The organism is Thalassotalea piscium, from assembly GCF_030295935.1.
Taxonomy (GTDB): Bacteria; Pseudomonadota; Gammaproteobacteria; order Enterobacterales; family Alteromonadaceae; genus Thalassotalea_B; species Thalassotalea_B piscium.
Genome location: NZ_AP027362.1, coordinates 3,790,882 through 3,817,860, shown reverse-complemented (window position 1 = coordinate 3,817,860; position 26,979 = coordinate 3,790,882). Strand labels below are relative to the sequence as shown.

Below are 26,979 nucleotides of genomic sequence, written 5' to 3'. Positions count from 1 at the left end.
TGGGTTGGGTTTGAATTGTACAATGCAAATAAATGGTTAACGTTATCACTCTTACTCTTGTTAATTCCCAAAGTATCATTTGGTATTGATCAGCCGCCTTTTGTTTGTGGACTTTCAAACGGCTACCCTCCTTATCAATTTAAAAGTATTGAAGGTGAAACGCTGGGAATAGATGCGCAATTATTAACGTTAATTTTTAATCAAGCAGATTTACAAGTTACTTTTGTACAAGACGACTGGGTGAATATATTAAGCTTTCTGTCTTTTACTAAACAATTAGATTGCGTTGGTGGGATGGAAGTTACTAAAGAGCGTCAAGAGCGATTTGATTTTACTTCGCCAATTTATTTTAGAAAAATTGCAATTTTTACCCTCGAAAATAATAGTTCAGTGAATAGTTTGACCGATCTTATGGGTAAAAAACTCTCAGGAGATATGCACTCTTCAATAGAGCAAAAGTTAAAACATGAGAATTTACGTCAGCAAATAAGGGTTGTGCACTCATTAACTAAATCCGATGCAATGAAACGGCTTATATCGGGCGAAGTTGACGCAATGATCGCGCCTTTAGCTGTTGGACAATACCTAGCCAAAGTAAATGGCGTAAAAATTAAGATTATTTTAACTTCAGATTACTTGAGCCCAGTGGCAATAGCGGTAAAAAAAGGTAACACACAACTGTTAAATCAACTTGAAAGGTCGATTCAGACATTAAAGGATAACAATAAAATTGAATTAATAAAGCAACAGTGGCTGTAGCAATGTAATAACGTTGGGCTATAACGTTATTGCTATTACTAGACCCTAATTTGCTTGATATAAGCGATAGGCCACTTGGCCAGCAACCTTTTCTTTTAAAAGTGTCCATTGGTCAGGAATAGAAGTGGAAGAGCTGTTACTCTCAAGTTCCACATAAATAAGCGCGTTATGATTCAACCACCCGTTATTGAGTAAAGCACAAGCTTGCTCGGCTAATCCTTTATAAAAAGGAGGATCAATAAAAACAAGGTCGTATTTGTTGTCAGCAGGTTGTGCTAAATACTGTAATACGTTGGTATTAACAACCTTTAAGTTGTCAGCATTAAGTAATACTTTATTAGTGTTAAGTTGTTTGGCAGCTGCTTTGTCTAGTTCAATCAGTGTGATATTACTAGCTCCGCGTGATAATGCTTCAAAACCCAAACTACCTGCGCCAGCAAAACAATCTAAACAATTACTTTGATTAATATAAGGCATTAACCAGTTAAATAGTGTTTCTTTCACCCTGTCTGTAGTTGGTCGAAGGCCTTCAGCCGAAAGAACGGGCAGTTTTCTACCACGATGCTTACCTGAAATAATACGAATAGCACCCATTTTTTTATGGTTAGAGCCTGTTTTCAAGTGTTTTTTTTTGGTTTTGTGCATCGACATAGCGCTTTTATTTTACATTAGAGTGTTATACCTAGTACCTTTAAAAGATGTTGTAATGCGTATCTTGAGATGATTTAGGTATAGGTGTTACTATGTGGGCAATTCTATCCTTGTTTACCGCGTAATTACTATCATTAATCTGCGCAAATAAAAGAAACTGTGAGTATGTCAAAAAAGAAAGGTATGTTTTCTTGGTTAGGCTTAGGCGGCCAAAAAGAAGAAAAAGAAGAAAAAACACTTGTAGAGCAACCGCTTGAAGAGTCGTCTCCATCAGTTGAAGATTTAGCTAATATTGAAAATAAATTGTCAGAAGTTGATGGACTTCCAGAAAATGAAATTGATAATACCCTGTCAGAGCCAGAGCCAGAGCCAGAGCCAGAGCCAGAGCCAAAACGTGGTTTTTTCGCGCGTTTAAAGCAAGGGCTAAGTAAAACACGACAAAATTTAGGTGGTGGTTTATTTGATCTGTTTCGCGGTAAAAAAATAGACGATGAACTATTTGAAGAACTTGAAACGCACTTACTTTTAGCTGATGTTGGCGTTGAAACTACCACTCGAATTATTAACTCGCTAATTCAATCAGCATCACGTAGCCAATTGAAAGATGCTGAAGCACTATACGACTTACTTAAAGTTGAACTTAAACAAGTGATCGACCCAGTAAGTATTCCATTGGAGATTTCCAAAAATAATACTCCCTTTGTTATTTTAATGGTGGGTGTGAATGGTGTAGGTAAAACAACAACTATTGGTAAACTCGCCAAACAATACCAACGTGAAGGAAAATCAGTCATGCTTGCCGCAGGCGATACCTTCAGAGCTGCTGCAGTTGAACAGCTAGAAGTATGGGGAGAGCGTAACAGTATTCCTGTTATTGCCCAGCACACTGGCGCTGATTGCGCATCTGTAATCTTTGATGCGATTAGTGCGGCTAAAGCACGAGGCGTAGATGTGTTGATTGCAGACACAGCAGGGCGCTTACAAAACAAAAGCCACTTAATGGAAGAATTAAAAAAAGTGGTAAGAGTGATGAAGAAACATGATGAAAGCGCTCCTCATGAAATTATGCTGACACTTGATGCGGGTACTGGTCAAAATGCCTTAAGCCAAACACAGTTGTTTCATGAAGCTGTAGGTTTAACCGGACTAACCTTAACAAAACTCGATGGCACTGCTAAAGGTGGTGTTATTTTTGCTGTTGCTGATAAATATGGTATTCCTATTCGATATTTAGGTGTGGGTGAAGGCATAGATGATTTACGGCCTTTTGATGGCAACGACTTTATTGATGCCTTATTTACAGATGAGCACAAGTAGGAGTGTTTAACTAGCTTATGATCCGCTTTAATAATGTCAGCAAAGCATACTCAGGTGGTATAATTGCATTAAAAAACGTCAGTTTTACGTTAGCTGCCGGTGAAATGGCTTTTCTTACAGGCCACTCAGGTGCTGGCAAAAGTACGTTATTAAAGTTAATGAGTTTAATGGAAACATCGACCAGCGGCAGTATTCATATTAATGGAACCAGCTTGTCAGATGTCACTTATCAACAAATCCCTTATGTACGCCGTGGCATTGGTATGATATTTCAAAATCATAACCTACTAATGGATCGCACCGTCTTTGATAATGTTGCATTGCCCCTCATTATTGAAGGATACAGCCATAAAGAGACAAAAAAACGGGTTGAAGCTGCGCTCGACAAAGTGCACTTAGGTAGCAAACTTAAAAGTTTCCCTAGTATGCTTTCTGGTGGAGAGCAACAGCGTGTTGGTATTGCACGGGCAATTGTTAATAAGCCCCCTATTCTACTGGCCGATGAGCCCACAGGTAACTTAGACCCAAAATTGTCATTAGAAATTATACGACTATTTGAAGAGTTCAATGATATGGGTGTTGCGGTGTTAATTGCGACTCATGACTTAGGGTTAATTGCACGATTACGTTATCGCACCTTAACACTCAAGCAAGGCAGTATGATTAATGATGGTTTAATTGAAGGTATGCAGACCTCGGGTGCAAACTATGTTTAATAAGCCAGAACCTCACCAACGTAAACGAAGTTTAATTGATAAAGTTTTTGGGCGTATTACTCGCCATCTTCAGCAGGGGATAGGCAGCTTAGGTGATCTATGGCGAACACCGTTTACCTCAATTATGACAATACTTGTGTTAGGTATCAGTTTAACATTACCTGCTACTTTGCATGTGTTTGTAAAGAATGCGAATACTATTTCGAGTCAGTGGGGTTCAGCATCTGAAATAAGTTTATTTTTAAAACTGACAGTTTCAGACAAAGAGGCACAACAACTCGTACAAAGGCTTAGGTTATACCCTGAAATAAGTAACGTTGAATATATTTCTGCTGAGAAAGCGTTAAAAGAATTTAAAGTATCCTCTGGTTTTGGTGACGCACTAACATATTTAGACAAAAATCCATTACCGGCGACGGTCTTAGTTACACCTACCAGTCGTTCTAGCCAAGTACTTGCAGCAAAAGAGTTGTTGCAAAAAATTACGCAAGAACGAGAAGTCGAACAAGGTAAGTTAGATCTTGAATGGCTTACTCGGTTAGAGGCTATTGCAAAACTTATTGAAGATGTAGTGCTAGGCTTGGCTGTTTTATTGTGTTTATCGGTAGTGCTTATTATTGGTAACACGATAAGGCTGGCGATATTAAATCAAAAAGACGCTATTGCAGTTATGAAATTAGTTGGTGCAACAGATGCGTTTATCCAACGTCCTTTTTTGTATGCTGGTGTTTGGTATGGTGTACTTGGTGGCTTAATTGCCAGTCTTTCAGTTAGTATATTAGCCTTATATTTTTCTAGCGCAATTGTAGAGTTAACCGAACTCTACCAAAGTAATTTTGTTTTACAGGGATTAGACTTTATTGAATTAATAATGCTAATTGCGTTAGCGGTTATTTTAGGGCTTTCTGGCAGTTATATTTCAGTAAGAAAGCACATTCGTGCGATAGAGCCTACAGCAGATTAAACCTTCCCGGTAAATAATACCAATCTCACTAATTTATTGTTTCATGTGGCAAAATTGATAGTGAACAGTATTTTCATAAAAAAAATATGATAAAAACGAGGTGCAGAGCTTGTTTAGGCCTTTCTACTAAGGTAAGGTTTGCCGTCATAGTTCGCGAAGTTGTGCTTTTTATGTTATAATTTCGGCCAGATTTTAAGAGGAGTACTTAGATGAGTAAAACAATGCAATCAATGGCGCTAATGGTTCCCAAAAGCGGCAGCATTGAAGCGTATATGCAGTCAGCTTATAGCATCCCAATGCTTACTGCTGAGCGTGAGCATGAGCTTGCTACTCGTTTATATGAAAAAGACGACTTGCAAGCGGCACAAGAGCTTATTATGTCGCATTTACGTTTTGTAATCCACGTAGCTAAAGGCTATGCAGGATATGGCTTGCCACAAGCTGATCTTATTCAAGAAGGTAATGTTGGCCTGATGAAAGCGGTAAAACGCTTTAACCCAGAAGTGGGTGTTCGTTTGGTGTCATTTGCTGTTCATTGGATAAAAGCTGAAATACATGAATACGTTCTACGCAACTGGCGTATCGTAAAAGTTGCTACTACCAAAGCACAGCGTAAGTTGTTTTTTAACTTACGTAAAAACAAAAAACGTTTAGGCTGGTTTAGTAACGAAGAAGTAAGCACAGTAGCTGAATCTTTAGGTGTTAGTGAAAAAGATGTTCTTGAGATGGAGTCTCGTATGACTAACCAAGACCAAGCTTTTGAATTGTCTTCAGACGATGACGATAATGCTAGCGCAAGTAGTTTTTCACCTGCACAATACTTAGAAGATAAGCAGTCTGATTTAGCCACAGAAGTTGAAGATAAAAACTGGGAAACGCATGCTAACAAGCAACTTGCCAATGCCATGGTAAGCCTAGATGATCGTAGCCAAGATATTATTAAAACACGTTGGTTAGATGATGAAAAAAGCACGTTACAAGAACTTGCTAATAAGTATCAAATTTCTGCAGAGCGTGTAAGACAGTTAGAAAAAAATGCACTTAATAAATTAAAAGGCGTTATTGCTGTTTAGTTTATTTAGCAAGATATACTATTTAAATGCCGACTGTTGTCGGCATTTTTTGTTTTAAGGCTATGGTAATCATTGCGCTCGGTAATCAACGCACCCTAAGGTACTAAACCATAGAATATCGGTTGCCTAAAATGTGACAACCTCTCTACAGTAATTGCTTTAACTGCTAGTAGAAATACCTAATTAACAATATGTTTTAATTGTAGGTCGGCATTTATGCCGTCAAAACCGACTCTTAGACAATGAAAGTAACCTATGAGCTAAAGTTCAACCTACTATTGCACGATAATTTTTATAAGTCTAACCTCAGTTGGCATAAAATGTGACAACCTCTCTACAGTAATTGCTTTAACTGCTAGTAGAAATACCTAATTAACAATATGTTTTTAATTGTAGGTCGGCATTTATGCCGTCAAAACCGACTCTTAGACAATGAAAGTAATCTATGAGCTAAAGTTCAACCTACTATTGCACGATAATTTTTATAAGTCTAACCTCAGTTGGCATAAAATGTGACAACCTCTCTACAGTAATTGCTTTAACTGCTAGTAGAAATACCTAATTATCAATATGTTTTAATTGTAGGTCGGCATTTATGCCGTCAAAACCGACTCTTAGACAATGAAAGTAACCTATGAGCTAAAGTTCAACCTACTATTGCACGATAATTTTTATAAGTCTAACCTCGGTTGCATAAAATGTGACAACCTCTCTACAGTAATTGCTTTAACCGCTAGTAGAAATACCTAATTATCAGTATGTTTTTAATTGTAGGTCGGCATTTATGCCGTCAAAAATCGACTCTTAGACAATGAAAGTAATCTATGTCAACCTACTACTGAACGATAATATTTTTAAGTCTGACCTATGAAGAACTTTTACAGCAATTTAAAAATGCCGGCGCTTGCTAACATTTTTAATTTTAAGTCCCTAAACTACGAAATTATTACTACTTATTTATAATTACTATTAGTAATAAGTTGATGGTTTATTGGTCAAAAGTACTGGATATGTGTATATATTTTGTTAGACTACCTGCACAAAAATAATAATATATAATAATGGTTTGGCCTTAATGGAAGTCAGGGCAAAAAATGATATTCAAGCGGCAAGACAGTTGCCAAAATTGAAATCATTACTAAAAAAGTATCGTCAAGTTAAAACAATGCAGTCAGGTTTACTACAGTTGTCTGAATTAGCCAGCACAGTAACCGACATGGATACGTTTTACCCTGCCTTAAACACAGTGATTGAAAGCTTATTCATTACTGATGCTTTTCATATTGCGTTACTCGATCAATCTAGAAAGTTAACACTTACTTACGGTAAAAGCCCTGAAGACTCAAGAATAATTGATCAAATAAATTCGCAGAATTGGCAACAAACACTAACAGGTATTGTCTATGAAAACGCTGAGCCTATGCATTGCAGTTCAGCGGAGAGAATGGCACTCGCTAAAGCTGGAAAAATAGTGCTTTACGGCTCTGCGTGTGTAGATTGGTTGGGTGTGCCACTAAAGCGCGGCCATCAAGTTATCGGTGTAATCGCGCTTCAAAGCTATGATAACAAGCTCTATTTTGATGACCGGGATTGTCAACTGCTAGAGTTTATTGCAGAACACTTAGTTACTGCTATCGACAGAGTTAGAAGTCGAGAGTTACTTGAACAAAACATTAGGCAGCGTACATTAAAGCTCACTGAAACTAATCACAAGTTACAGGTAGAAATAGCAGAAAGGCAAAAAATTGTAAAAGTGCATAAGGCACTACTCGCTATCTCTGAACTCACATCAACATCTAAAGATATAAACCTTTTTTATAAAGCTATTCATGGCCATATAGAAACATTATTGCCCGCGAAAAACTTATACATTGCATTGCTTTCTGAAAGTGATTCAATGCTGCACTTTACTTATTATAATGATGAAAAAATATCTCATCCTCAACCACGACAATTTGCTACAGGGTTAACAGAGTTAGCGGTTAAAATTGGCAAGCCACTCTTAATTAGCAAAGGTAAAATGCATACGCTAGGCGACAATGGAGAGCTCGAGCAAAAAGCATTTAATTTAAAGTATCCCTTGGAAAAGCTACCAAAGGCTTGGTTAGGTGCACCACTAGCTGATCGCGGTAAAATAATTGGTGTATTGGCAATTCAACACTACCAAGATGCAGATGCATACCAAATAAGTGATTTAAAAATAACACGCTTTGTCGGCCAGCATATTGCCACTGCAATTTTACGAAAAACAGCACAAGATAATATACAGCGTAGTAAGTCTGAACTAGAGCAAATTGTAAATCAGCGTACTGAGGAGCTTCAAGCAAGTAACCTTAACTTACGCATGCAAATAGAAGAGCGCAAGAAAGCAGAAGAACGCCTTTTTTATGAAGCCCATCACGATGCGCTAACTAAACTCCCTAATCGTGCAATGTTTTCCGACCGACTTACTTTTGCACAAAGGCATTTAAAACGTCATCCCAATCACCGCTTCGCGGTACTTTTTATCGATTTAGATCGCTTTAAAGTGATTAATGATACGTTAGGCCATTTAGCCGGTGATAAGTTTTTAATTGAAATCGCTAAACGTTTATCTAAATGTGTTCGCGATAACGATATTTTAGCGCGTTTAGGTGGCGATGAGTTTGTAATTTTGCTTGACTCATTACAGTCTGAAGATGATGTTGAAGAGGTTGCTAGCCGTATTATTACTGCAGTTAGCCAACCTTTCGTGTTAGACGAACATAGTTTGTATTCCAATGCTAGTATTGGAATAGCCCTTTGCAGCCATCATTATACTGATGCCAATGAAATATTGCGCGATGCCGATGCGGCTATGTACCAAGCGAAAAGTTTAGGTCGTGGACGTTATGTGTTTTTTGATGAAAGTATGCGCGAGCAATTAATTGCAAGTATGACCTTAGAGCAAGAGTTGCGTGTAGCGATTGTTGAAAATCAATTTGAACTACACTATCAGCAAATATCAGATCTAATGCTTTCAAATACTATTGGTTTTGAGGCCTTATTACGCTGGAATCATCCAACTAAAGGCTTGTTAACACCAAGTGAATTCTTATTCATGGCAGAAGAAACCGGCATGATATTAGAAATAGAGACTTGGGTGATTGCTGAGGTATGTTCACAATTAAAAAGCTGGCTTGATAGTGAAGATGAACACAAGAACGCCTTTATTGGTGTTAATCTTTCTGGTCGTCATTTAACGCAAGCTAATCAATTGTGTAAGCTCATTGGCTTAATTAAAGAGCATACAATTGAACCTGAACGTTTAATTTTAGAATTTAATGAGTCGGCTTTTAGTAAAAATAATGAGCTAGCGTTAAAGGGCTTACGTAAATTAAAAGAACTCGGTGTTAAATTAGCCTTAGATGACTACGGTGCAGGGCAATCGTCATTCAACTTTCTACACAACTATCCATTTGAATTTATTAAGCTTGATCGTAGTTTTATACGCACATTAAATGGCAGTGATATTAATCTCGCGCTAGTAAAAGCCTTGCATGAACTTGGTGGTAAGTTTGGTTATCGCTTAGTAGCAGAGGGCATAGAGTCAGAAGAGGTTTTGCAAAAGTTAATGAAAGTTGGCTGTGATTTTGGTCAGGGTTACCATATTAGCCGCCCTGAGAAAATTGTAAATCAAAGTGACAATATAGAACGACTCGTGCCAAAAGCAAGAGCGTAGTTCCTCAACGTTACTAAAGCGTAATAACAATATAATAGAAATTATAATAGAGTAAATAAATGACAATAATTGTTGCAGGCAAGCTGTTATTAAAAGCAGGAATGCGTGAAGAGTTTATTGAAAAGTCTATTCCTGCAATATTATTAGCGAGGCAGAATAAGGCATGTGTAGACTTCTCAGTATCCCCTGACTCTGTAGATGCTAATAGAGTTAATATATTTGAACAATGGACAACAGAGGAAGCACTGACAAAATTTAGAGATTCAGGACCTGAAAGTGATACTTTATCAATGGTAGAAGTTGTTGATATTAAAGAGTTTACTCTTTAGTGTTTATAGAAAAAACCTTCCACTTTAAGAGCAATGCCAGGTGTTGTTCTATAATTAACATCTTCGGGCCACTCAAGAAATGGCTCTACTTCAAAGTATAACCATTCTTTATAGGCGTTAAATCGATAGCGATAGCTTAACGTATACTTATCAACAACAAAGCCACGCTCGCCATTGCGTTCACCTTCAACCTGTAAACCAACTAATGATGCAGTTGTTGTGTCGATTTGGTTGAGCTTATAAAACCCATGTTTCCATCGAACACCGCTATACGATTGTGAACCACGAGTACTATAGTTTATTCTAAACTGTGATTGATCAGAAAGCTTGTAATCATACTCTAATAACAACTTACTGCCCCAACCGTCGGCTAAAAAGTAATAAACTGAGGGCTCGATTTTTAAGCTGTGACTTTTATTCCAGGTTAAGCGCCTTACATAGCGAGCGCGCGCAAAAATGTCACCACTTGATATCCCAAGTCGTGTGTCAGTAAACTGCTTACTGTCTTGTAAATATACATAACGAACAGCGGCAGCAAAGTGTTCAGAATTAGTTTGTGGTTGCGTATTTATACTTTCAAGCGGGAGTTGGTTAAGTGTGTCTTCGTCGTTGTCTGAAAGAATTAGATCCATTTTGTCACTAAAGTGGGGTAAATCAACTTTAATACGAAAGCGCGCCTTCATTTTTTCTAAATTTCTTGCTTTTGGGGCCCACTGTAAACTGATTTTTGCAATGGTACTGGGATTTTTTTGTTGACCATCTTTATCAATAAAAAAATTATCAAACCACAATGCAGACTGATATACCCCTTCTGATACGGTATCGTGAAACTCTTCTATCCATGCATCGTCTTCTTTTTCCGCAATCTCTTTAGCTTGTTCGGCTGTTTTAGAGGCCTCTTTGTTCCTGTTTTTTTGTAACAATTTATTGGGTTCACAAGGTTTGTTATGTTGAGTTTTTTGTTCTTGTGATAACACTATGCAATCAGCTTGTACATTAGCACTATAGCTAACACTAAATGCCCCAATAAATAATAAATTTATGAGCCGACTATGAAGTAGATCAATCAATCTAACAATGTCCTTATCTTTTAATGCTTAAGTGATGCTTTTTTCAAACAAAACTTTATAATGAACTTACTTAGATTATAGGAGTTTTTTCGATGGGTGGAATAGGTATTTGGCAATTAATAATTGTTGCAGTGATTATCATACTATTATTTGGTACTAAAAAGTTACGTAACCTAGGCAGTGACTTGGGTAGCGCAGTTAAAGGCTTTAAAAATTCAATTGGTGATGACGGTGAAAAAAAAGCAATAGATGAAAAAAAATCAGTAGAAGAGAAAGTTGCTTCAACTACTGAAGACAAAGATAAAGTATAATTTATGTTTGATATTGGCTTTTGGGAGCTATTATTAATTGCGATGATCGGCCTAGTAGTTTTAGGTCCAGAGCGATTGCCTGTTGCTATTCGTACAGTTCGTGGTTGGATGAGTAACGTTAAGCGCTTTAGCGATACGGTGAAAACTGAATTGAATGAAGAACTTCGTATTCAAGAGCTTCATGCTAACCTGAAAAAGGCTGAGCAAGTTAATATGGAAAATTTATCGCCAGAAGTGGCGGAATCTGTTCGATCATTAAAAGAAGCCGCAGAAATGGTAACGAAACCGTACATGAACAAAACGGAAAAAAGCGCAATTGAGCCCACTGCAAATAAAGAAAACAACGAATGACACAAACATCTCACACGTTATTTGATCATTTACTTGAGCTGCGAACACGTTTACTTAAAGCCTTATTATCAGTATTAGTTATATTTTGTTCGATGATATATTTTGCTAACGATATATACGAATATGTGTCCAAACCATTGTTAGCAACTATGCCGGAAGGTGGTCAGATGATAGCAACTGATGTTGCTTCTTCATTTTTTGCTCCTTTCAAGCTAACTATTGTATTAGCTGTTTTCATTGCAATGCCCTATATTCTTTACCAACTATGGTCTTTTATTGCGCCAGGGCTTTATCGCAAAGAAAAGCGTTTAATTGCACCGCTAATGTTTGGCAGTACCTTTTTATTTTATTCTGGCATAGCGTTTAGTTATTTTGTGGTTTTTCCATTGGTTTTTTCATTTTTTACCTCGGTCGCCCCAGCAGGAGTTACAATAGCCACAGATATTTCGAGTTATCTTGATTTTGTGCTGAAGCTTTTCTTTGCTTTTGGTATTGCATTTGAAATACCTATCGCAATTATTTTAATGTGCTGGACAGGCTTTACTGACCCTCAAAGCTTAAGAAAAAAACGGCCTTATATCGTTGTTGGTGCATTCGTTATTGGTATGTTGTTAACACCACCAGATATTATTTCACAAACCTTGTTAGCTATCCCTATGCTTATTTTATTTGAGGTGGGTGTTTTTATTGCTGCTATGCAATTTGGTGATACTAACGATGAAGACATCGATGATGCAGATCGTACCGACTAAGTGCTTTAAACAATAGCACTTTTAACGGTTAACTTAAAAAGAGAGTGAGTTGCTTGATTGATATAGGCGTAAACTTTACCAATAACCGTTTTGACAACGAACATGCTTTAATTATTGAAAGAGCTAAAGTTGCGCATGTTAATGGCTTTTTGGTAACGGGTACGTCAATTAGTGAGAGTCAAAAAGCGTTAGCGTTATGTCAACAATTCCCTCATTTTTTACATTGTACCGCTGGCATTCACCCCCACGATGCAGATAATGCGCCCGCTAACTTTATTGAACAACTAACAAAGCTTGCAACCTCAAGTCATGTTAAAGCCATTGGCGAGTGCGGTTTAGACTTCAATCGTAATTTTTCAACGCCAGAAAATCAGTTGTCGGTATTTAAACAGCAGGTGGCGCTTGCAAGTAAACTTTCTTTTCCTTTATTTCTTCATCAGCGCGATGCGTTTGAACAATGGTATGCTGTCCTTCAACCATACATAGACAAAGTTCCAGCGATGGTTTCGCATTGTTTTACCGGAAATAAAGCTGAGTTAACGCAATGTTTAGATGCCGGTATGTACATTGGTATTACTGGTTGGTTGTGCGATGAGCGCAGAGGTAAAACGTTACAAGAAATTGTAAAGTGCATACCACTTTCACAGTTAATGATAGAGACTGATGCGCCCTATTTAACGCCAAGAACAATCAAGCCTCGCCCAAAAAGCAGTCGTAATGAACCTGCTTACCTGCCCTATATCGTTACAAAACTAGCTGAACTTACCTCATATAGTGAAGATGAAATACGTTACCATACTAAAGTAAATGCTGAGCGAGTGTTTAATTGGGGCCCGCCTAATGTGTAGGCAATATAGCATCACAGTTTTATTTTTTATCGCCCAGCTTTTAGCATTACCTTGCATGGCCGCGACGTATGATATCGTCTTAAATCAAGAAGCGAATGTCAGCAGTAAGTATTCAGTGTTAGCTTCAGAATATAGAGAAGCAAGTATCCATCAGGTGTTTAATTACCCGCAGCAAGTTTGGAGTCAACGCCAGCACCCTTTAAACCTTAGAAATGGGAAAAATTGGCTTGCGATAGATATTACGAATACAGGAGATCAAGACGCAAACTTTTATATAGTGGTTAATAATACTATGCAGTTGCACAGTGTTAAGCTGTATGAACGAGGTTATGGCAATACTATAAAAATTACGCCACTTACTCGTCATTATAATAGCTTGTCTAGTGCTCATTTTAGGCTTTCCGCTAAAGTAACCTCACGAGTGTTTTTAACGGTAACTGCCGATGGTGACGCTACAATTCAACTCAATACCTTAAGTCCGAATCAATTTGTTGAAAGTTTAAGCCTTAGCCAATACATAACAGGTATCGCCATTGGTGGTATGTTCGCATTAGCCTTAGTTATGTTAATGCTGTTTGCCGCTAATGGCAGTAAATCATTAGTGATACTTTTTGGTTACTTTACAATACAAGCACTGTCTTTATCTGTTTTACTTGGTTTTAATTTGTATAGTGTTTTTCCTGAAACGCCTGAGTTTAGGGGTTTTGAACTGCCACTGTTAACCTCTTTTTCAGCTGTTTTTCTTATTTGGTTCACCCGAGAGTTGTTTAACTTAAGATTACTGGCAAAACGCTTGGACAAGGTGCTTAAAATAATAGGTTGGCTGCTATTTCTCTATCTGCCTCTTAGTATGCTGTTATCGCTAAATACTAACCTCATTATTTGTAAACTTATTGATGTTGTTTCAGCGTGCGTGCTCATTACTGTTGGCTTACAGTTGGTTAGAAAAAATCAGCGACTCGCACTATTATTTACCATTGTAATTTTACTCGCTCTAATTTTTAAATTGCTAAATATAGTTACTATTTCATGGTATGGCTTTAGTACTGACCTTAATACTATTTCGTTTTGGCTTCATGGATTTTTAATTACCTTTATTTTAAGCCGACAATATTATTACCAGAAATTAGACAGTGAACGCGCTCAAAAAGAGTCTCTTGAAAGTGCAATGACTACCCGCCAAGCCCAAGACGAGTTACTTGTGCTACAACAAGAAACACAAGAGCAGCTTGAATTGAGAGTTCAAGAGCGTACGTTAGAGCTTAATATTGCCTTGCAAGAGCTTGAAGATGCGAATAGAGAATTAGCCGAAAAAAATACCCTTGACGACCTTACTGGATTATTTAATCGACGACATTATGATCAGAAACTTTTAGCTGAATTTCGCCGAAGCCGTCGTAACTTAACTCCGCTTAGTATTGTGGTAATAGATATTGACCTTTTTAAAGGAGTTAATGATACCTATGGTCATGTTGCTGGAGATAAATGCTTAGTTATAATAGCGCGATTAATTAAAAGCGTTTTACGGCGGAGTACAGATGTTGGTTGTCGCTATGGCGGTGAAGAATTTTGTTTGATTTTACCTGAAACAGATAAAGACGGAGCTACTGCCATTGCTGAAGAACTCCGTTTAGCTGTTAAAGATCAGGCATTTAAACTTAGTAATACGGGTACCACAATTGCGTTATCAGTTAGCTGTGGTATTAGTACTTATCAACAACAAAATGAGATCAGCCCTGAAGATTTATTTGTTGTCGCAGATAAAGCACTTTATCAAGCAAAAAATCAAGGTCGTGATCAGGTGGTATTTTTTGATTTAAATATGCTCAAAGCAGAGCAGGAGTAGTTTTATGAGTCAATTTGGACAGTATCCAGCACGTCGTCTTCGTCGTATGCGCAGAGACGAATTTTCAAGAAAGTTAATGTCAGAAAACCAATTAACGGTTAACGATTTAATTTATCCTGTATTTATTTTAGAAGGTGAAAACCAGCGAGAGGCTGTAGAGTCAATGCCTGGAGTTGAGCGTAAAAGTATTGATTTACTACTAGAAGAAGCGAAAGAGTTGGTTGAATTAGGTATTCCCGCCGTTGCACTTTTCCCGGTAACGCCCACTGAAAAAAAATCGCTACTTGCAGAAGAAGCCTATAACCCTGAAGGCTTAGCTCAACGAGCGGTAAGAGCATTAAAGCAGCATTTTCCTGAGTTAGGTGTTATCACCGACGTAGCGTTAGATCCGTTTACCACTCATGGCCAAGACGGCATAATTGGTACTTCGGGTAAAGATGAAGGCTATGTGCTCAATGATATAACCAAAGATATTTTGGTTAAACAGGCTTTATCTCACGCACAAGCTGGCGCTGATGTGGTCGCGCCTTCAGATATGATGGACGGCAGAATTGGCGCAATTCGCCAAGCATTAGAAGCTCACGGGCTGGTTAACACTCGAATTCTAGCTTACTCAGCGAAGTATGCCTCTAGTTATTACGGCCCATTTAGAGATGCGGTCGGCTCTTCAGGTAATATTAAAGGAGGTAATAAATTCTCCTACCAAATGGACCCAGCTAATAGTGATGAAGCGTTGCATGAAGTCTCTCAAGATATTTATGAAGGCGCAGATATGGTAATGGTAAAGCCTGGAATGCCATATTTAGATGTAGTTCGTCGAGTAAAGGATACGTTTCAAGTACCTACTTATGCTTACCAAGTGAGTGGTGAATACGCTATGCACATGGCCGCAATACAAAATGGTTGGCTTGCTGAAAAACCTTGTGTGATGGAGGGCTTACTTGCTTTTAAACGGGCAGGAGCCGATGGTGTGTTAACTTACTTTGCCAAAAAAGTAGCGCGTTGGTTAAAGGAAGAATAGGACGTTTTAGCTAGCTAAAAAGGTCAATAACGTGGCACACGATAAGCAATCGTTATTAGCTGTACACACAGCAGTTTTGCTCTTTGCATTATCAGGTTTATTTGCAAAATGGTTACTATTACCTGCGATTGTTATTGTGTGCGCTCGAGCGCTATTTGCATCGCTCACATTAATTTTTATTATTCGGTTTGTTAAGAAACAGTCGCTTGAAATTAATCGCTCAATGGTTTGGCCGCTACTTGCAACAGGTGTGGTGTTAGCAATTCATTGGGTGAGTTTTTTTCAAGCTATTCAAGTGTCTACTGTTGCTATTGGCTTGATTACTTTTGCCTCTTTTCCATTGTTTGTTAGTTTATTTGAGCCTTATTTTTTTAAAGAAGCATTTGAGCTTAAAACAGTATTTCAAGCATTACTGACCTTGCTAGGAATAAGTTTAGTACTTCCTTTTGATGCGATAGATTATTCAGTTCTAAACGGTATGTTGTGGGGAGTTATATCGGCAATAACCTTTGCTTTATTAACCCTATTAAATAGAAAATTTGTTGTACAACATTCAGCAACAAAAGTATCTCTTTATCAAAATGGTGTAGCAGGCTTGTTATTATTACCTTTAGCTCTTATATCTCCACCAGAAATTAGTAACTACCAATGGCAATTACTGTTTGTTCTTGGGGTAATATTTACGGCGCTTTCCCACACGTTATTTAACCATGCATTAAAAAAAATCAAAGCACAAACAGCGAGTATTGCTGTTAGCTTAGAGCCGATATACGCGATAATTGCCGCTTATTTGTTTTTAGGTGAGACGTTAACCAGCTTAATGATGCTGGGTGGTTTAATTGTAATACTAACCAATATATGGGTATTAAGAGTAAATGAGCAAAAAAGTTAGCGTTTACTGTTATTCACATTGAATTTTTAGCGTTAGACCAATTTTCTTTAATTCTTTATTTTCTTGTAGCAACTCGTCAGCTATTAGCGGGTGCTGCGCTAACCATTGATTAGGCAAGCAGAGGAAAATAGTGTTGTTTTCTACTTTCGTTTGATAGCTTGGTAATACATCGTCTTGTCGACGACGACATAAAATAATAGCCAAACGTAAGATTGTTAAATAATAGCAAGCATGTTGAAAGCTAACCGCAGATAAAGATTTTAATAAGGTAACGTCAATCCCACCTTTATAAAGCTTTACCAACGCGGCTATAAATTGTCGCTCTGGTTGTTCAAAACCTGGAATATCAGCATTGTTAAGCAAATAAGCGCCATGCTGCTGGTGCCGCTTATATTCTAAGAGCAGACCAATTTCATGAAGCGCTGTAGCAGCATGTAATAGTTCGATTTCGTTTTTGTCGACAAGCTGCCATGCTGGCGCAAAGCTTTCTAATAAAGTTGTTACTTGCTTTTGTATACGTTGCGCGTGCAAGGTGTCGATATGAAACTTGAGAGAAAGTCCACTAACAGTTCGTTGTCTAATGGCTATTTGACGGCTGTTGGGTAACATCTCATATAATAAACCTTCACGCAGTGCGCCGCTAGATAGCTGTAGTTGTTCAATTTTTAATGCTTCAAATAGTGCTATTAATATCGTTAACCCACTGACAAATACTGGCACCCTCTCACTGGTTAGCCCTTCGATAACAATATCATCAATGCATTCAAACTCAGTAAGCGCGAGCTTTATTCGCTGTAAAAATGAATACAAAATAAGTGACGGTTGCTTTTCAAATATTAATATTTCAGCTAATGCCTGCATTGTGCCTGAGCCGCCAAGAACCACCTGCCAGCCGAGTGATTGATACTGTGCTACATAAGGAGCTAATTGTTGCTTTGCATAATTAATGGCTTGTTCAATTTTTAGGGGACTAAGCTGCCCTTCTTCAAAGAATTTTGCGTTAAATGTGACACAACCTATATCAATACTAATTGCATGTTCAATAGTAAAACCGCTACCAATAATAAGTTCGGTACTTGCGCCGCCAATATCTACTACAAGTTTTTCCTTTGCAGAGCTACTGGTATGAGCAACCCCAAGGTAAATACTCTCGGCTTCTTGTAAACCACTTAACAAGGTAACTTTATGTCCAAGTATTGTATTGGCAGCATTAATAAACGAGGCTCTGTTAGTGGCTAGCCTTAAGGTGGCTGTGGCGACAATACGAATATTTTCAGGCGGAATATCTTGTAAACGCTCAGCAAAAAAGCTTAAACACTCAAGCCCTCTGGCAATAGCTGACTGATTAAGCAAATTATTACTATCAAGCCCTGAAGCTAAGCGTACTTTACGCTTAACTTTGTCGACAACTTGCACACTATCGGCAAGCTGACGGGTGATCAGCATATGAAAGCTGTTCGACCCTAAATCGATGACCGCATATAAAGGAGAAGTGTTATTTTCTATAGCTGCAGACATTAATAACGCACGTTCCTACTTAGTACGACGCTGCCTATTGCCACCAGGTTTGCGGTTTTGTCCGCCGTTATGCGGGCGAGGACGTCGCTGTCTAGGTTTTGGCTTAGGTAAGTCTGATAGTAAAGCGTCTTGATCGTATTTGCTCACCGGTAGCGAATGCGAAATATACTCTTCAACTGCAGGTAGGTTAAAAACATACTCTTCACAAGCAAAGCTTATCGCGTGGCCAGTCTCACCAGCACGACCTGTTCTGCCAATACGGTGAACATAATCCTCACAATCGTCAGGTAAGTCGTAATTAAATACATGAGTGACTAACGGGATATGTAATCCACGCGCGGCTACGTCGGTAGCAACTAGAATGTCTAATTGCCCGTTGGTAAATTGCTCAAGTACCTTTAAGCGTTTTTTCTGAGGTACGTCGCCAGTAAGTAAGCCTACACGAATACCATCGGCTTCTAAGTGCGCGTGCACATTTTCACAACTGTGTTTAGTATTAGCAAAAACAATCGCTTTATCTGGCCACTCTTCTTCAAGTAAGGTTTGAAGTAATGTCATTTTATCTTCATTAGAAGGGTAAAATAACTCTTCTGAGATACGCACATTGGTTTTTTGATCCGGTTCAACTTCAACACTAACAGGGTCATTCATGTGCTCAAAAGCAAGCTCTTTCACACGGAAAGACAGGGTTGCAGAAAACAGCATACTTAAACGTTCAGTTGGCTGCGGCATGCGACGGAACATATAGCGAATATCTTTAATAAAACCAAGGTCAAACATACGATCGGCTTCATCAAGCACAACAACTTCAATACTATTAAGATTATAAATGCCTTGTTTAAGATAGTCGAGTAAGCGGCCACAGGTACCAATTAGAATGTCTACACCGTTCTCTAATTCTTGGCGTTGGCTTTCATAACCTTCACCACCATAAACCACACCAAGTTTTAACCCCGTACTTTTAGCCATCTCAAGGGCGTCGCGGTGTATTTGTACTGCTAGCTCACGGGTAGGAGCCATTATTAAGGCTCTAGGTTGTTTATGATCAGGTTTCGGCTTTTGAAGTAAATGATGAAAAGTTGCCGCTAAAAAGGCGATAGTTTTCCCTTCACCTGTCTGTGCTTGTCCGGCAATATCTTGGCCATTAAGCAGTACAGGTAGCGATTTTGCTTGAATTGCTGTGCAATTTTCAAAGCCCATGGCATCTAATCCAGCGACCACTTGTGGGGCTAAATTAAGCTCTGTGAACTTGATATCTGTTAAATGTGTATTATTCATGCTGATAGCTTAACAGGTTACGTTGTTAATAAAAATTAGTATCTGTTTGTTTAATGTATTTAATAAGTAATAACTTAATGGATTAGCTTGATATTTTTAATCTTATATCCATATAAGTATTTAGGACGCATTCACTTTTGTGTCAAAAATTTTGTTTGTATTAATCATTATTTATTAGAGCTGTAACGAAGCATGCAAAGTGTTTTTATTGTAATGCGTTAGTGCGAAAAGTAAATTATGTTTCAACATGATTTAGTTATATAAATAAAAATCGGGCTGTGCTATTGGTAATTAAAAACGATGTAGGTATAATTTCCAACCATTGGCGCATAGCCATCATTAACGGAGAATAAAATGAGCGATAAGATTGTTCAATTGACAGATGACAGTTTTGAAGCTGATGTATTGTCTGCATCAGGTTTAGTGTTAGTTGATTTTTGGGCCGAGTGGTGTGGTCCTTGTAAAATGATAGCACCATTATTAAATGATGTTGCTGAAGAGTATGCAGGCAAAGTAGTTGTTGGTAAATTAAACATCGACCAAAACGACGGCACACCACCAAAGTATGGTATTCGTGGTATTCCAACATTATTACTATTTAAAGATGGTGCGGTAATTGATACTAAAGTTGGCGCTTTATCTAAAACACAATTAAAAGAGTTTTTAGATAATCACCTTTAATTGTTGTAGGCCCGTATCGCGGGCCTTTTAATTTTTTTATAACATTAATTATCGTCGTTACTTTACGAATCTAATTTTTAATGTTAAGTTTAACTTTCAAATGAAAATAACATTTCTGTATTCAACCCAACTCAACTCTATTCGTTCAACAATGCCATGTTGGCAATGCATAACAACGTAAAATAGTTAAAGAACCTTTACTATGAATCTTACCGAATTAAAACAAAAATCCATTAGCGAGTTAATCAAGCTTGCTGAAACCATGAAACTTGAGCATTTAGCTCGTAACCGTAAACAAGACATAATTTTTGCTATTTTAAAAGCGCACGCTAAAAGCGGTGAAGATATCTTTGGCGGCGGTGTATTAGAAATCCTTCAAGATGGCTTTGGATTTTTACGCTCGGCAGATTCATCTTATTTGGCAGGACCTGATGACATTTATGTATCGCCTAGTCAAATTCGTCGCTTCAGTATGCGTACTGGTGATACCATTGGGGGTAAAATTCGACCGCCAAAAGATGGCGAACGTTACTTTGCTTTACTAAAAGTTAATGAAGTTAACTTTGATAAGCCTGAAAACGCACGTAATAAAATACTATTTGAAAACTTAACACCGATTCATCCAAACGAACGTATGGTAATGGAACGAGGTAATGGTTCAACTGAAGATATTACCGCGCGAGTTTTAGACTTAGCCTCACCAATTGGCAAAGGGCAACGCGGATTAATCGTTGCGCCACCAAAAGCAGGTAAAACATTATTACTGCAAAATATTGCCCAAAGTATTGCTCATAACCATCCTGAATGTGAACTTATGGTATTGCTTATTGATGAGCGACCAGAAGAAGTAACTGAGATGCAGCGCTTAGTTAAAGGAGAGGTTGTAGCCTCAACTTTCGACGAACCAGCAAACCGTCATGTTCAAGTGGCTGAAATGGTAATTGAAAAAGCAAAACGCTTAGTTGAGCACAAAAAAGACGTTGTCATTTTATTAGACTCTATTACTCGTTTAGCGCGTGCCTACAACACGGTAATACCTTCATCAGGTAAAATTTTAACGGGTGGTGTAGATGCTAATGCTTTACATCGTCCTAAACGCTTTTTTGGTGCAGCTCGTAATATTGAAGAGGGTGGTAGTTTAACTATTATCGCGACAGCTTTAGTTGATACAGGCTCGAAAATGGATGAAGTGATTTACGAAGAATTTAAGGGGACTGGTAATATGGAATTACACCTGTCTCGTAAAATTGCTGAAAAACGAGTATTTCCTGCTATTCATTTTAATCGCAGCGGTACGCGTCGTGAAGAGCTAATTACCAAGCCCGATGAATTACAAAAAATGTGGATTTTGCGAAAAATTGTACATGATATGGGTGAGATAGATGCAATGGAGTTTATGATCGACAAACTTTCGATGACAAAAACTAATGATGAGTTTTTTGACTCAATGAAGCGACAGTAATACGCTTTAAGTCTTTATTTAACAAGCCAGCTTCTGCTGGCTTTTTTATACCTACCAATACTGTCTTCTAATTAATACCAATCTCACTAACTATGGGAACACTTCTACTGGCTAAAACAGTCAACTACTGCGATATTTATTTTATAATTATCGCTACATGGATGTAGCTTATGTGGACAATGCAGGAGCATTATTGTCCTGAACAACTAGTTATGAAAATAAACGCCTTGTATTTGACCGTTTGCACTGCGTATAAAATAGATCACTTATTTAATGAAACTGGTATAACTACATAAGTAATACGATTGCTCTATAATAAGCAATTGAAAAGTATGGTTTTATCGGTGTTGATCGTACATCCATTATCCAGAACTCAGGTTATTTAAATGTGGCTAAAATAGGCAAGTTGTACGCTATGGTATAAACTTAATTTGTACGGTGGTAATATCGCTTTAAATTTACTTTTCCTGTTTTAGTAAAACTGCACAATTAATACACGATAATTAGTTGGTAATAGTGTAGTATGCGCATTTTTAAATTTAATGAAATCTGACTAACTAATAGGAGATGTAATGCAACATTATTTGCAAACTTGTTTATTATTACTTTTATTAAGTAGTTTTATTTGTCAGGCAGGAACTAATCTTCCTGCTGAAGATATAACCGTTAAAGTAGTTACTGAAGAGAGCTACCCGATACAGTTTTTTGAAAATGGTAAATTAATTGGCACAGCAACTACGTTTGTAGAACAGGTGCTAGCTGCCGCTAATATTCAATATAATATTGATGTGTATCCGTGGGCAAGAGCCTATCGCATGGCCTTAAATGAGCCTAACATATTGATTTTTTCTTTAGCAAAAACCGCCCAAAGAGCAGATAAGTTTAAATGGGTAGGTGAAATAATGGACTTAGAATATTACTTGTTTGGTCCAGTTAACAGTAATATTAATGCGCACACCAGCTTGGAAGAGCTCAGGCAATATCGTATTGGGACGGTACGTGATGGAGCCCCGTATCAATATTTGCTGAGAAATGATTTTAAAAATTTAGTTACTGTTGTGAAAGCTGAGCAAACGGCATTGTTATATCAAAGTGGCAGAATAGATTTGTTACCTGCAAATAAATCAACGTTTGAAATAGTATGTAGAAATAGAAAATTAGATTGCAGCAACTTAGTACCACTTTATAAATTAGATATGCCCTCTATTAAATTATTTATGGCGTTTAGCCAGTTAACAGACGATTTTATCGTAGAGAAAGTACGCGCAGCATATAATCAAGTAACGAAAGCACAACATAATCTAATTGAGCAGAGTATCAATTAGTAACTTCCAGCCTATACCCGCTATAATACCTACAAATTTTTGGTTAAATTCTAATATGAAATACAGTGATTTAAGAGACTTTATTAAACAACTAGAACAGTTGGGGCAGCTTAAGCGCATTAGCCAGCCAATTTCTACTCACTTAACAATGACAGAAATCAGCGATCGTACCTTACGTCAAGGTGGTCCGGCACTGTTATTTGAAAACCCGATAGATGAAAACGGTGTTCCATGTTCAGTACCTGTGTTAACCAACTTATTTGGCACACCAGAGCGTGTCGCCTTAGCGATGGGTCAACCGAATGTAAGCGCATTGCGCGAGGTAGGTAAATTATTAGCGATGCTAAAAGAGCCTGAGCCACCTAAAGGTTTTCGTGATGCATTAGCCAAAATACCTGTTTATAAACAGGTATTAAATATGCCAGTAAAAGTGATCAAAAAACCTTTATGTCAGCAAGAAGTTATCAGTGGTGAAAACGTAGACTTAAATAAATTACCCATTCAAACATGCTGGCCGGGCGATGTCGCGCCATTAATTACTTGGGGGTTAACGGTTACTAAAGGCCCACACAAAGAAAGACAAAACTTAGGAATTTATCGCCAACAAGTGTTAAGTAAAAATAAAGTAATAATGCGTTGGTTATCTCACAGAGGTGGCGCATTAGACTTTCAAGAATTTAAGCAAACCCACCCGGGTGAAAAATACCCAGTTTCAGTGGCTTTAGGTGCTGATCCTGCAACAATTCTTGGCGCGGTTACACCTGTGCCAGATACCTTGTCTGAATATGCGTTTGCCGGTCTATTACGAGGGGCAAAAACTGAAGTAGCCAAATGTATTAGTAACGATCTAGAAGTGCCTGCTACTGCTGAAATTATATTAGAAGGTTATATCGACCCAGACGAAGTAGCGCCAGAAGGTCCTTATGGAGATCATACCGGTTATTATAACGAAGTTGATAGCTTTCCTGTTTTTACAGTAACACATATAACGCATCGTAAAGATCCGATATACCACAGTACATATACCGGCCGCCCACCAGATGAACCTGCGATATTAGGTGTGGCACTCAATGAGGTATTTGTGCCTATTTTGCAAAAACAATTTCCAGAAATTCAAGACTTTTACTTACCGCCAGAGGGCTGTTCGTACCGTTTAGCAATTGTGACCATTAAAAAGCAATATGCAGGTCACGCAAAGCGCGTAATGATGGGGGTTTGGTCGTTTTTACGACAATTTATGTATACCAAGTTTGTTATTGTATGCGACGACGACATTAATGCGCGTGACTGGAAAGATGTAATTTGGGCGATGACAACACGAATGGACCCAAGCAGAGACACTGTTTTGATCGAAAACACACCGATAGATTACCTTGATTTTGCTTCTCCTGTGTCAGGACTTGGTTCAAAAATGGGAATGGATGCAACCAACAAGTGGCCCGGAGAAACAGACAGAGAGTGGGGAGAGCCCATTATAATGGACGATAAAATTAAACAACAAGTAGACGATATTTGGGACGATCTCAATATTATTGAGTAGCGTTAAATATTTCATGATAAAATGTTCGGCTATTGTGCTATTAAAAAATGAAAGCTTTAAAGGTAAGGGTAAAAATAAATAATGAGTATTATTAATTGTCAGGTACATTCGTTAGTGCCACTAACTGAATTTGTTTATAAGGTTTTACTCAAGCCTGAGCATAACGTTGATTTTTTACCTGGCCAATATTTAAATTTTATTATGTCTGACGATGATAAACGTGCTTTTTCTATCGCTAGTGCACCAAAAGACGAGCTTATTGAATTACAAATAGGTGCCTTTGGTGCAGACAGCTACCCAATGCAAGTGATTGAAAAAATACAAACTTCAAAGCAAGTGCAGGTTGAAATGCCGCTAGGACAAGCACACCTGCGAGATAGCGAACGTCCATTGCTGTTAATTGCGGGTGGCACTGGTTTTTCATACATTAAGTCGATGTTTGAGCAACTCGTTCATGAAAACTCTCAACGTAAAGTTGTTGTTTACTGGGGGCTACGAGAAGAAAGCGCAAGCTATGAATTAGAAAAAACGCAAGCAACAATACAAAAGCTTACCCATGGCGAATTTCACCCGGTTATTGAAAATGCACATAACAATTGGCAAGGTAAAACAGGTATGGTTCACCAAGTGGTAATGGCCGATATTAGCGACTTGTCGTTGTACGACATATACTTAGCGGGCCGTTTCGATATGGTTGGTGTAGTACGTACAGACTTTGTTGCCAAAGGCGCATTAATCGACCGCATGTATGCCGACGCTTTTGCATTTATTTAAGCGAGAATACTATCGCATTAAACTTTTATTCTAACGAAGCCCTATAGATCTGACAGCGGGCTTCTTACTCCATTCGCCCCATGTTCAATTACATGCGTGTAGATCTGAGTAGTGCGAATATCCGTATGGCCTAGTTGCTCTTGTACTGTACGAATATCTGCACCGCGTTGTAATAAGTGCGTTGCAAATGAGTGGCGTAAAGTATGGCAAGTAACTTTTTTACTGATACCTGCTTTGCAACTCGCAGCTTTAACTGCTTTTCGTAAATTAGTTTCACAAATATGATGCCTTCTTGTTTTGTTATTTTCAGGATCACAACTTAAACGTCGAGATGGGAATAGATAATGCCAACCTAAACTGAAAAGGGCGTTAGGGTACTTCTTTGCGAGCGCGAAAGGTAAATAAACACCGTCATAATTTGAATTGTTCTGATCAGCATAAAAAAAGAGACTAGCATATTCTATTTGCTGTCTTAATGAAGGCACTAACTCTTTAGCAAGTGTTACGCGGCGGTTTTTATTCCCTTTACCTTGCCATACTTGAACACTAAAGTAGTCAAAATCAATATCTTGTATACGTAACCTAACTGCCTCCATCTGTCGTAAACCACTACCATACATTAATTGACATAATAACAAATAAGCAGGATTTAAGTGCTCAAATAAACGCTTAACTTCTGCTTTTGTAAGAACAGTTGGTAAATTAATACTTTGTTTGCTTTTATTAAAATTCAAGTGTAAAGATAGCGGCTTTTCAATAATATGTTGGTATAAAAACACCAGTGCATTAAGTGCAATTGCTTGAGTTCTAGGTGCAAGGTTAAGTTGGTTAGTTAAATATGAAAGATAGTTTTCAACTTCTTTATCATGACAATTAACAGGGTGTTGTTTATTAACAAAGAGAATATAACCTTTTATCCAATAGGTATAAGGTTCAATCGTTTTTTTTGCGTACCGCTTCAACCACATTTTTTCTTTTATCATTGATAAAAATGGTGAATTCATTTTTAAAATCCTTTTTATTTTAACTGTATATAATTACAGTTTAGACGTTTTCTCGGTTTCTACAGTGAAAGCGAGAAAAATTCTCGCTTTCACGCAAAAACAACTGAACATTAAAATAAATTTATTTTAAAATTTAATGCATTACGCTATATTGTTAAATTATTTAAAAATTAAGGAAAATTGATCGTGGTAAGTAATAGACGAGAAAAATTCCTTTTGTTAAAGCTGTTATATGCTCCAAGGAGATTGCACATGGTTTCGGAAATGGAGTTTCCATTAGAAACAAAAATCAACGGTAAAGAGGTCAATTCTTATTACCGAGATTCATTTAAAGTTAGGGTTAATAAAACTAACCTTGAAGCTAAAAATGTATATCACAGCATATTTGGTTTTTTACCCAAACCAGTGCAACTCGCTTTATCTTTGCGTAATTCCATAGTGAAACACTTAGGCTTCTCGGCTAGTAATACCGAAATGAGTCTGCCACTAGATGATATTCAGGCAGGTAAGAAAGCTGGCTTCCTTGTAATCGAGTCAGTAGAAACTACAGAAGTTATTTGTGGTGCGTATGAGCCTAATATGGATATGTGGTTATCTGTTTTAAAATTATCAGAACAAGAGTTTTCTGTTTCTACCTTAGTTAATTTAAAAACTAAAACAGGTAAAGTGTACATGGCTTTTATAAAGCCTTTTCATAAATTAGTTGCTAAGTATTGTATTAGACAAGCACTCAAAGCAGGTCGCATATAACAAGTCGCTTAAAAGGACAAAAAACAGTTGGTTTTTGCTCCTGCGTC

General features: G+C 37.7%; 26 protein-coding genes. 21 read left to right on the top strand and 5 right to left on the bottom strand.

Annotation, left to right across the window (positions count from 1 at the left end):
- Positions 1 to 15 precede the first annotated feature (15 nt).
- Complete coding sequence (locus QUD79_RS17050) at positions 16 to 759, top strand: substrate-binding periplasmic protein (protein ID WP_184423447.1); 744 nt, start codon at positions 16 to 18, stop codon at positions 757 to 759.
- 45 nt (positions 760 to 804) lie between these two features.
- On the opposite strand, the gene rsmD is transcribed toward QUD79_RS17050, so the two are convergent.
- The gene (gene rsmD, locus QUD79_RS17045; RefSeq protein WP_184423446.1) at positions 805 to 1,404 is read right to left on the bottom strand and encodes a 16S rRNA (guanine(966)-N(2))-methyltransferase RsmD; all 600 of its coding nucleotides are present in this window, start codon (positions 1,402 to 1,404) and stop codon (positions 805 to 807) included.
- Positions 1,405 to 1,575: 171 nt separating this feature from the next.
- Here rsmD and ftsY point away from each other — a divergent pair, with 171 nt between their 5' ends.
- From ftsY to QUD79_RS17015, 6 genes are all read left to right on the top strand, one after another.
- The gene (ftsY, locus tag QUD79_RS17040; RefSeq protein ID WP_221435145.1) at positions 1,576 to 2,727 is read left to right on the top strand and encodes a signal recognition particle-docking protein FtsY; all 1,152 of its coding nucleotides are present in this window, start codon (positions 1,576 to 1,578) and stop codon (positions 2,725 to 2,727) included.
- A gap of 17 nt (positions 2,728 to 2,744) precedes the next feature.
- A complete protein-coding gene (gene ftsE, locus QUD79_RS17035) occupies positions 2,745 to 3,443 on the top strand; it encodes a cell division ATP-binding protein FtsE (protein ID WP_184423444.1) in 699 nt (232 codons plus the stop codon).
- Positions 3,436 to 4,407 (top strand): permease-like cell division protein FtsX, encoded by a 972-nt coding sequence (gene ftsX / locus QUD79_RS17030; protein WP_184423443.1) that lies wholly within the window; start codon positions 3,436 to 3,438, stop codon positions 4,405 to 4,407. Before ftsE ends, ftsX begins: the two co-directional genes overlap by 8 nt.
- 209 nt (positions 4,408 to 4,616) lie before the next feature.
- Positions 4,617 to 5,480, top strand: coding sequence for an RNA polymerase sigma factor RpoH (rpoH, locus tag QUD79_RS17025; protein ID WP_184423442.1), 864 nt, complete (start codon positions 4,617 to 4,619; stop codon positions 5,478 to 5,480).
- 1,075 nt (positions 5,481 to 6,555) lie between these two features.
- Complete coding sequence (locus QUD79_RS17020) at positions 6,556 to 9,180, top strand: bifunctional diguanylate cyclase/phosphodiesterase (RefSeq protein WP_184423441.1); 2,625 nt, start codon at positions 6,556 to 6,558, stop codon at positions 9,178 to 9,180.
- 59 nt (positions 9,181 to 9,239) lie between these two features.
- Positions 9,240 to 9,509, top strand: a complete 270-nt coding sequence (locus QUD79_RS17015) for a putative quinol monooxygenase (protein ID WP_184423440.1) — start codon at positions 9,240 to 9,242, stop codon at positions 9,507 to 9,509.
- Here QUD79_RS17015 and QUD79_RS17010 read toward each other — a convergent pair.
- On the bottom strand, positions 9,506 to 10,579 hold the full coding sequence (locus QUD79_RS17010; protein ID WP_184423439.1) for a hypothetical protein: 1,074 nt from the start codon (positions 10,577 to 10,579) through the stop codon (positions 9,506 to 9,508). The genes QUD79_RS17015 and QUD79_RS17010 overlap by 4 nt on opposite strands.
- 92 nt (positions 10,580 to 10,671) lie before the next feature.
- Between QUD79_RS17010 and tatA the strand changes: the two genes are divergently transcribed.
- Genes tatA through QUD79_RS16975 form a run of 7 tightly spaced genes read left to right on the top strand, consistent with a single transcriptional unit; the run spans position 10,672 to position 16,600 of the window.
- Positions 10,672 to 10,890, top strand: a complete 219-nt coding sequence (gene tatA, locus QUD79_RS17005; protein WP_184423438.1) for a twin-arginine translocase TatA/TatE family subunit — start codon at positions 10,672 to 10,674, stop codon at positions 10,888 to 10,890.
- A gap of 3 nt (positions 10,891 to 10,893) precedes the next feature.
- Positions 10,894 to 11,241, top strand: coding sequence for a Sec-independent protein translocase protein TatB (tatB, locus tag QUD79_RS17000; protein WP_184423437.1), 348 nt, complete (start codon positions 10,894 to 10,896; stop codon positions 11,239 to 11,241).
- The gene (tatC, locus tag QUD79_RS16995) at positions 11,238 to 11,993 is read left to right on the top strand and encodes a twin-arginine translocase subunit TatC (protein ID WP_184423436.1); all 756 of its coding nucleotides are present in this window, start codon (positions 11,238 to 11,240) and stop codon (positions 11,991 to 11,993) included. The genes tatB and tatC overlap by 4 nt, the downstream gene beginning before the upstream one ends.
- 53 nt (positions 11,994 to 12,046) lie before the next feature.
- Positions 12,047 to 12,841 carry a TatD family hydrolase gene (locus QUD79_RS16990; protein ID WP_184423435.1) on the top strand — a complete coding sequence of 265 codons (795 nt, stop codon included), beginning with the start codon at positions 12,047 to 12,049 and terminating at the stop codon, positions 12,839 to 12,841.
- Positions 12,842 to 12,896: 55 nt separating this feature from the next.
- Positions 12,897 to 14,687 carry a sensor domain-containing diguanylate cyclase gene (locus tag QUD79_RS16985; protein WP_184423434.1) on the top strand — a complete coding sequence of 597 codons (1,791 nt, stop codon included), beginning with the start codon at positions 12,897 to 12,899 and terminating at the stop codon, positions 14,685 to 14,687.
- Positions 14,688 to 14,691: 4 nt separating this feature from the next.
- A complete protein-coding gene (gene hemB, locus QUD79_RS16980; RefSeq protein ID WP_184423433.1) occupies positions 14,692 to 15,708 on the top strand; it encodes a porphobilinogen synthase in 1,017 nt (338 codons plus the stop codon).
- Between the two features lie 31 nt (positions 15,709 to 15,739).
- A complete protein-coding gene (locus QUD79_RS16975) occupies positions 15,740 to 16,600 on the top strand; it encodes a DMT family transporter (RefSeq protein ID WP_184423432.1) in 861 nt (286 codons plus the stop codon).
- Positions 16,601 to 16,609: 9 nt separating this feature from the next.
- Here QUD79_RS16975 and QUD79_RS16970 read toward each other — a convergent pair whose 3' ends face one another.
- Both QUD79_RS16970 and rhlB read right to left on the bottom strand, forming a co-directional pair.
- Positions 16,610 to 18,118: a Ppx/GppA phosphatase family protein gene (locus tag QUD79_RS16970; protein WP_184423431.1), complete on the bottom strand. Its 1,509-nt coding sequence runs from the start codon at positions 18,116 to 18,118 to the stop codon at positions 16,610 to 16,612.
- Between the two features lie 15 nt (positions 18,119 to 18,133).
- A complete protein-coding gene (gene rhlB, locus QUD79_RS16965) occupies positions 18,134 to 19,396 on the bottom strand; it encodes an ATP-dependent RNA helicase RhlB (protein WP_184423430.1) in 1,263 nt (420 codons plus the stop codon).
- A 354-nt stretch (positions 19,397 to 19,750) separates the two neighbouring features.
- Between rhlB and trxA the strand changes: the two genes are divergently transcribed.
- From trxA to fre, 6 genes are all read left to right on the top strand, one after another.
- Entirely contained in the window at positions 19,751 to 20,077 is a 327-nt protein-coding gene (gene trxA / locus QUD79_RS16960; RefSeq protein WP_184423429.1) for a thioredoxin TrxA, read from the top strand.
- Between the two features lie 202 nt (positions 20,078 to 20,279).
- Positions 20,280 to 21,539, top strand: a complete 1,260-nt coding sequence (gene rho, locus QUD79_RS16955; protein WP_184423428.1) for a transcription termination factor Rho — start codon at positions 20,280 to 20,282, stop codon at positions 21,537 to 21,539.
- A gap of 170 nt (positions 21,540 to 21,709) precedes the next feature.
- The gene (locus QUD79_RS16950; protein WP_281401809.1) at positions 21,710 to 21,835 is read left to right on the top strand and encodes a hypothetical protein; all 126 of its coding nucleotides are present in this window, start codon (positions 21,710 to 21,712) and stop codon (positions 21,833 to 21,835) included.
- 276 nt (positions 21,836 to 22,111) lie between these two features.
- A complete protein-coding gene (locus QUD79_RS16945) occupies positions 22,112 to 22,864 on the top strand; it encodes a substrate-binding periplasmic protein (protein ID WP_184423427.1) in 753 nt (250 codons plus the stop codon).
- A 55-nt stretch (positions 22,865 to 22,919) separates the two neighbouring features.
- Positions 22,920 to 24,404 (top strand): 4-hydroxy-3-polyprenylbenzoate decarboxylase, encoded by a 1,485-nt coding sequence (gene ubiD, locus QUD79_RS16940; protein WP_184423426.1) that lies wholly within the window; start codon positions 22,920 to 22,922, stop codon positions 24,402 to 24,404.
- Between the two features lie 81 nt (positions 24,405 to 24,485).
- Positions 24,486 to 25,178, top strand: coding sequence for an NAD(P)H-flavin reductase (gene fre / locus QUD79_RS16935; protein ID WP_184423425.1), 693 nt, complete (start codon positions 24,486 to 24,488; stop codon positions 25,176 to 25,178).
- Positions 25,179 to 25,219: 41 nt separating this feature from the next.
- On the opposite strand, the gene QUD79_RS16930 is transcribed toward fre, so the two are convergent.
- Complete coding sequence (locus tag QUD79_RS16930; RefSeq protein WP_184423424.1) at positions 25,220 to 26,182, bottom strand: integron integrase; 963 nt, start codon at positions 26,180 to 26,182, stop codon at positions 25,220 to 25,222.
- 252 nt (positions 26,183 to 26,434) lie between these two features.
- Between QUD79_RS16930 and QUD79_RS16925 the strand changes: the two genes are divergently transcribed.
- Positions 26,435 to 26,932: a DUF2867 domain-containing protein gene (locus QUD79_RS16925; RefSeq protein ID WP_184423423.1), complete on the top strand. Its 498-nt coding sequence runs from the start codon at positions 26,435 to 26,437 to the stop codon at positions 26,930 to 26,932.
- Positions 26,933 to 26,979: the final 47 nt, after the last annotated feature.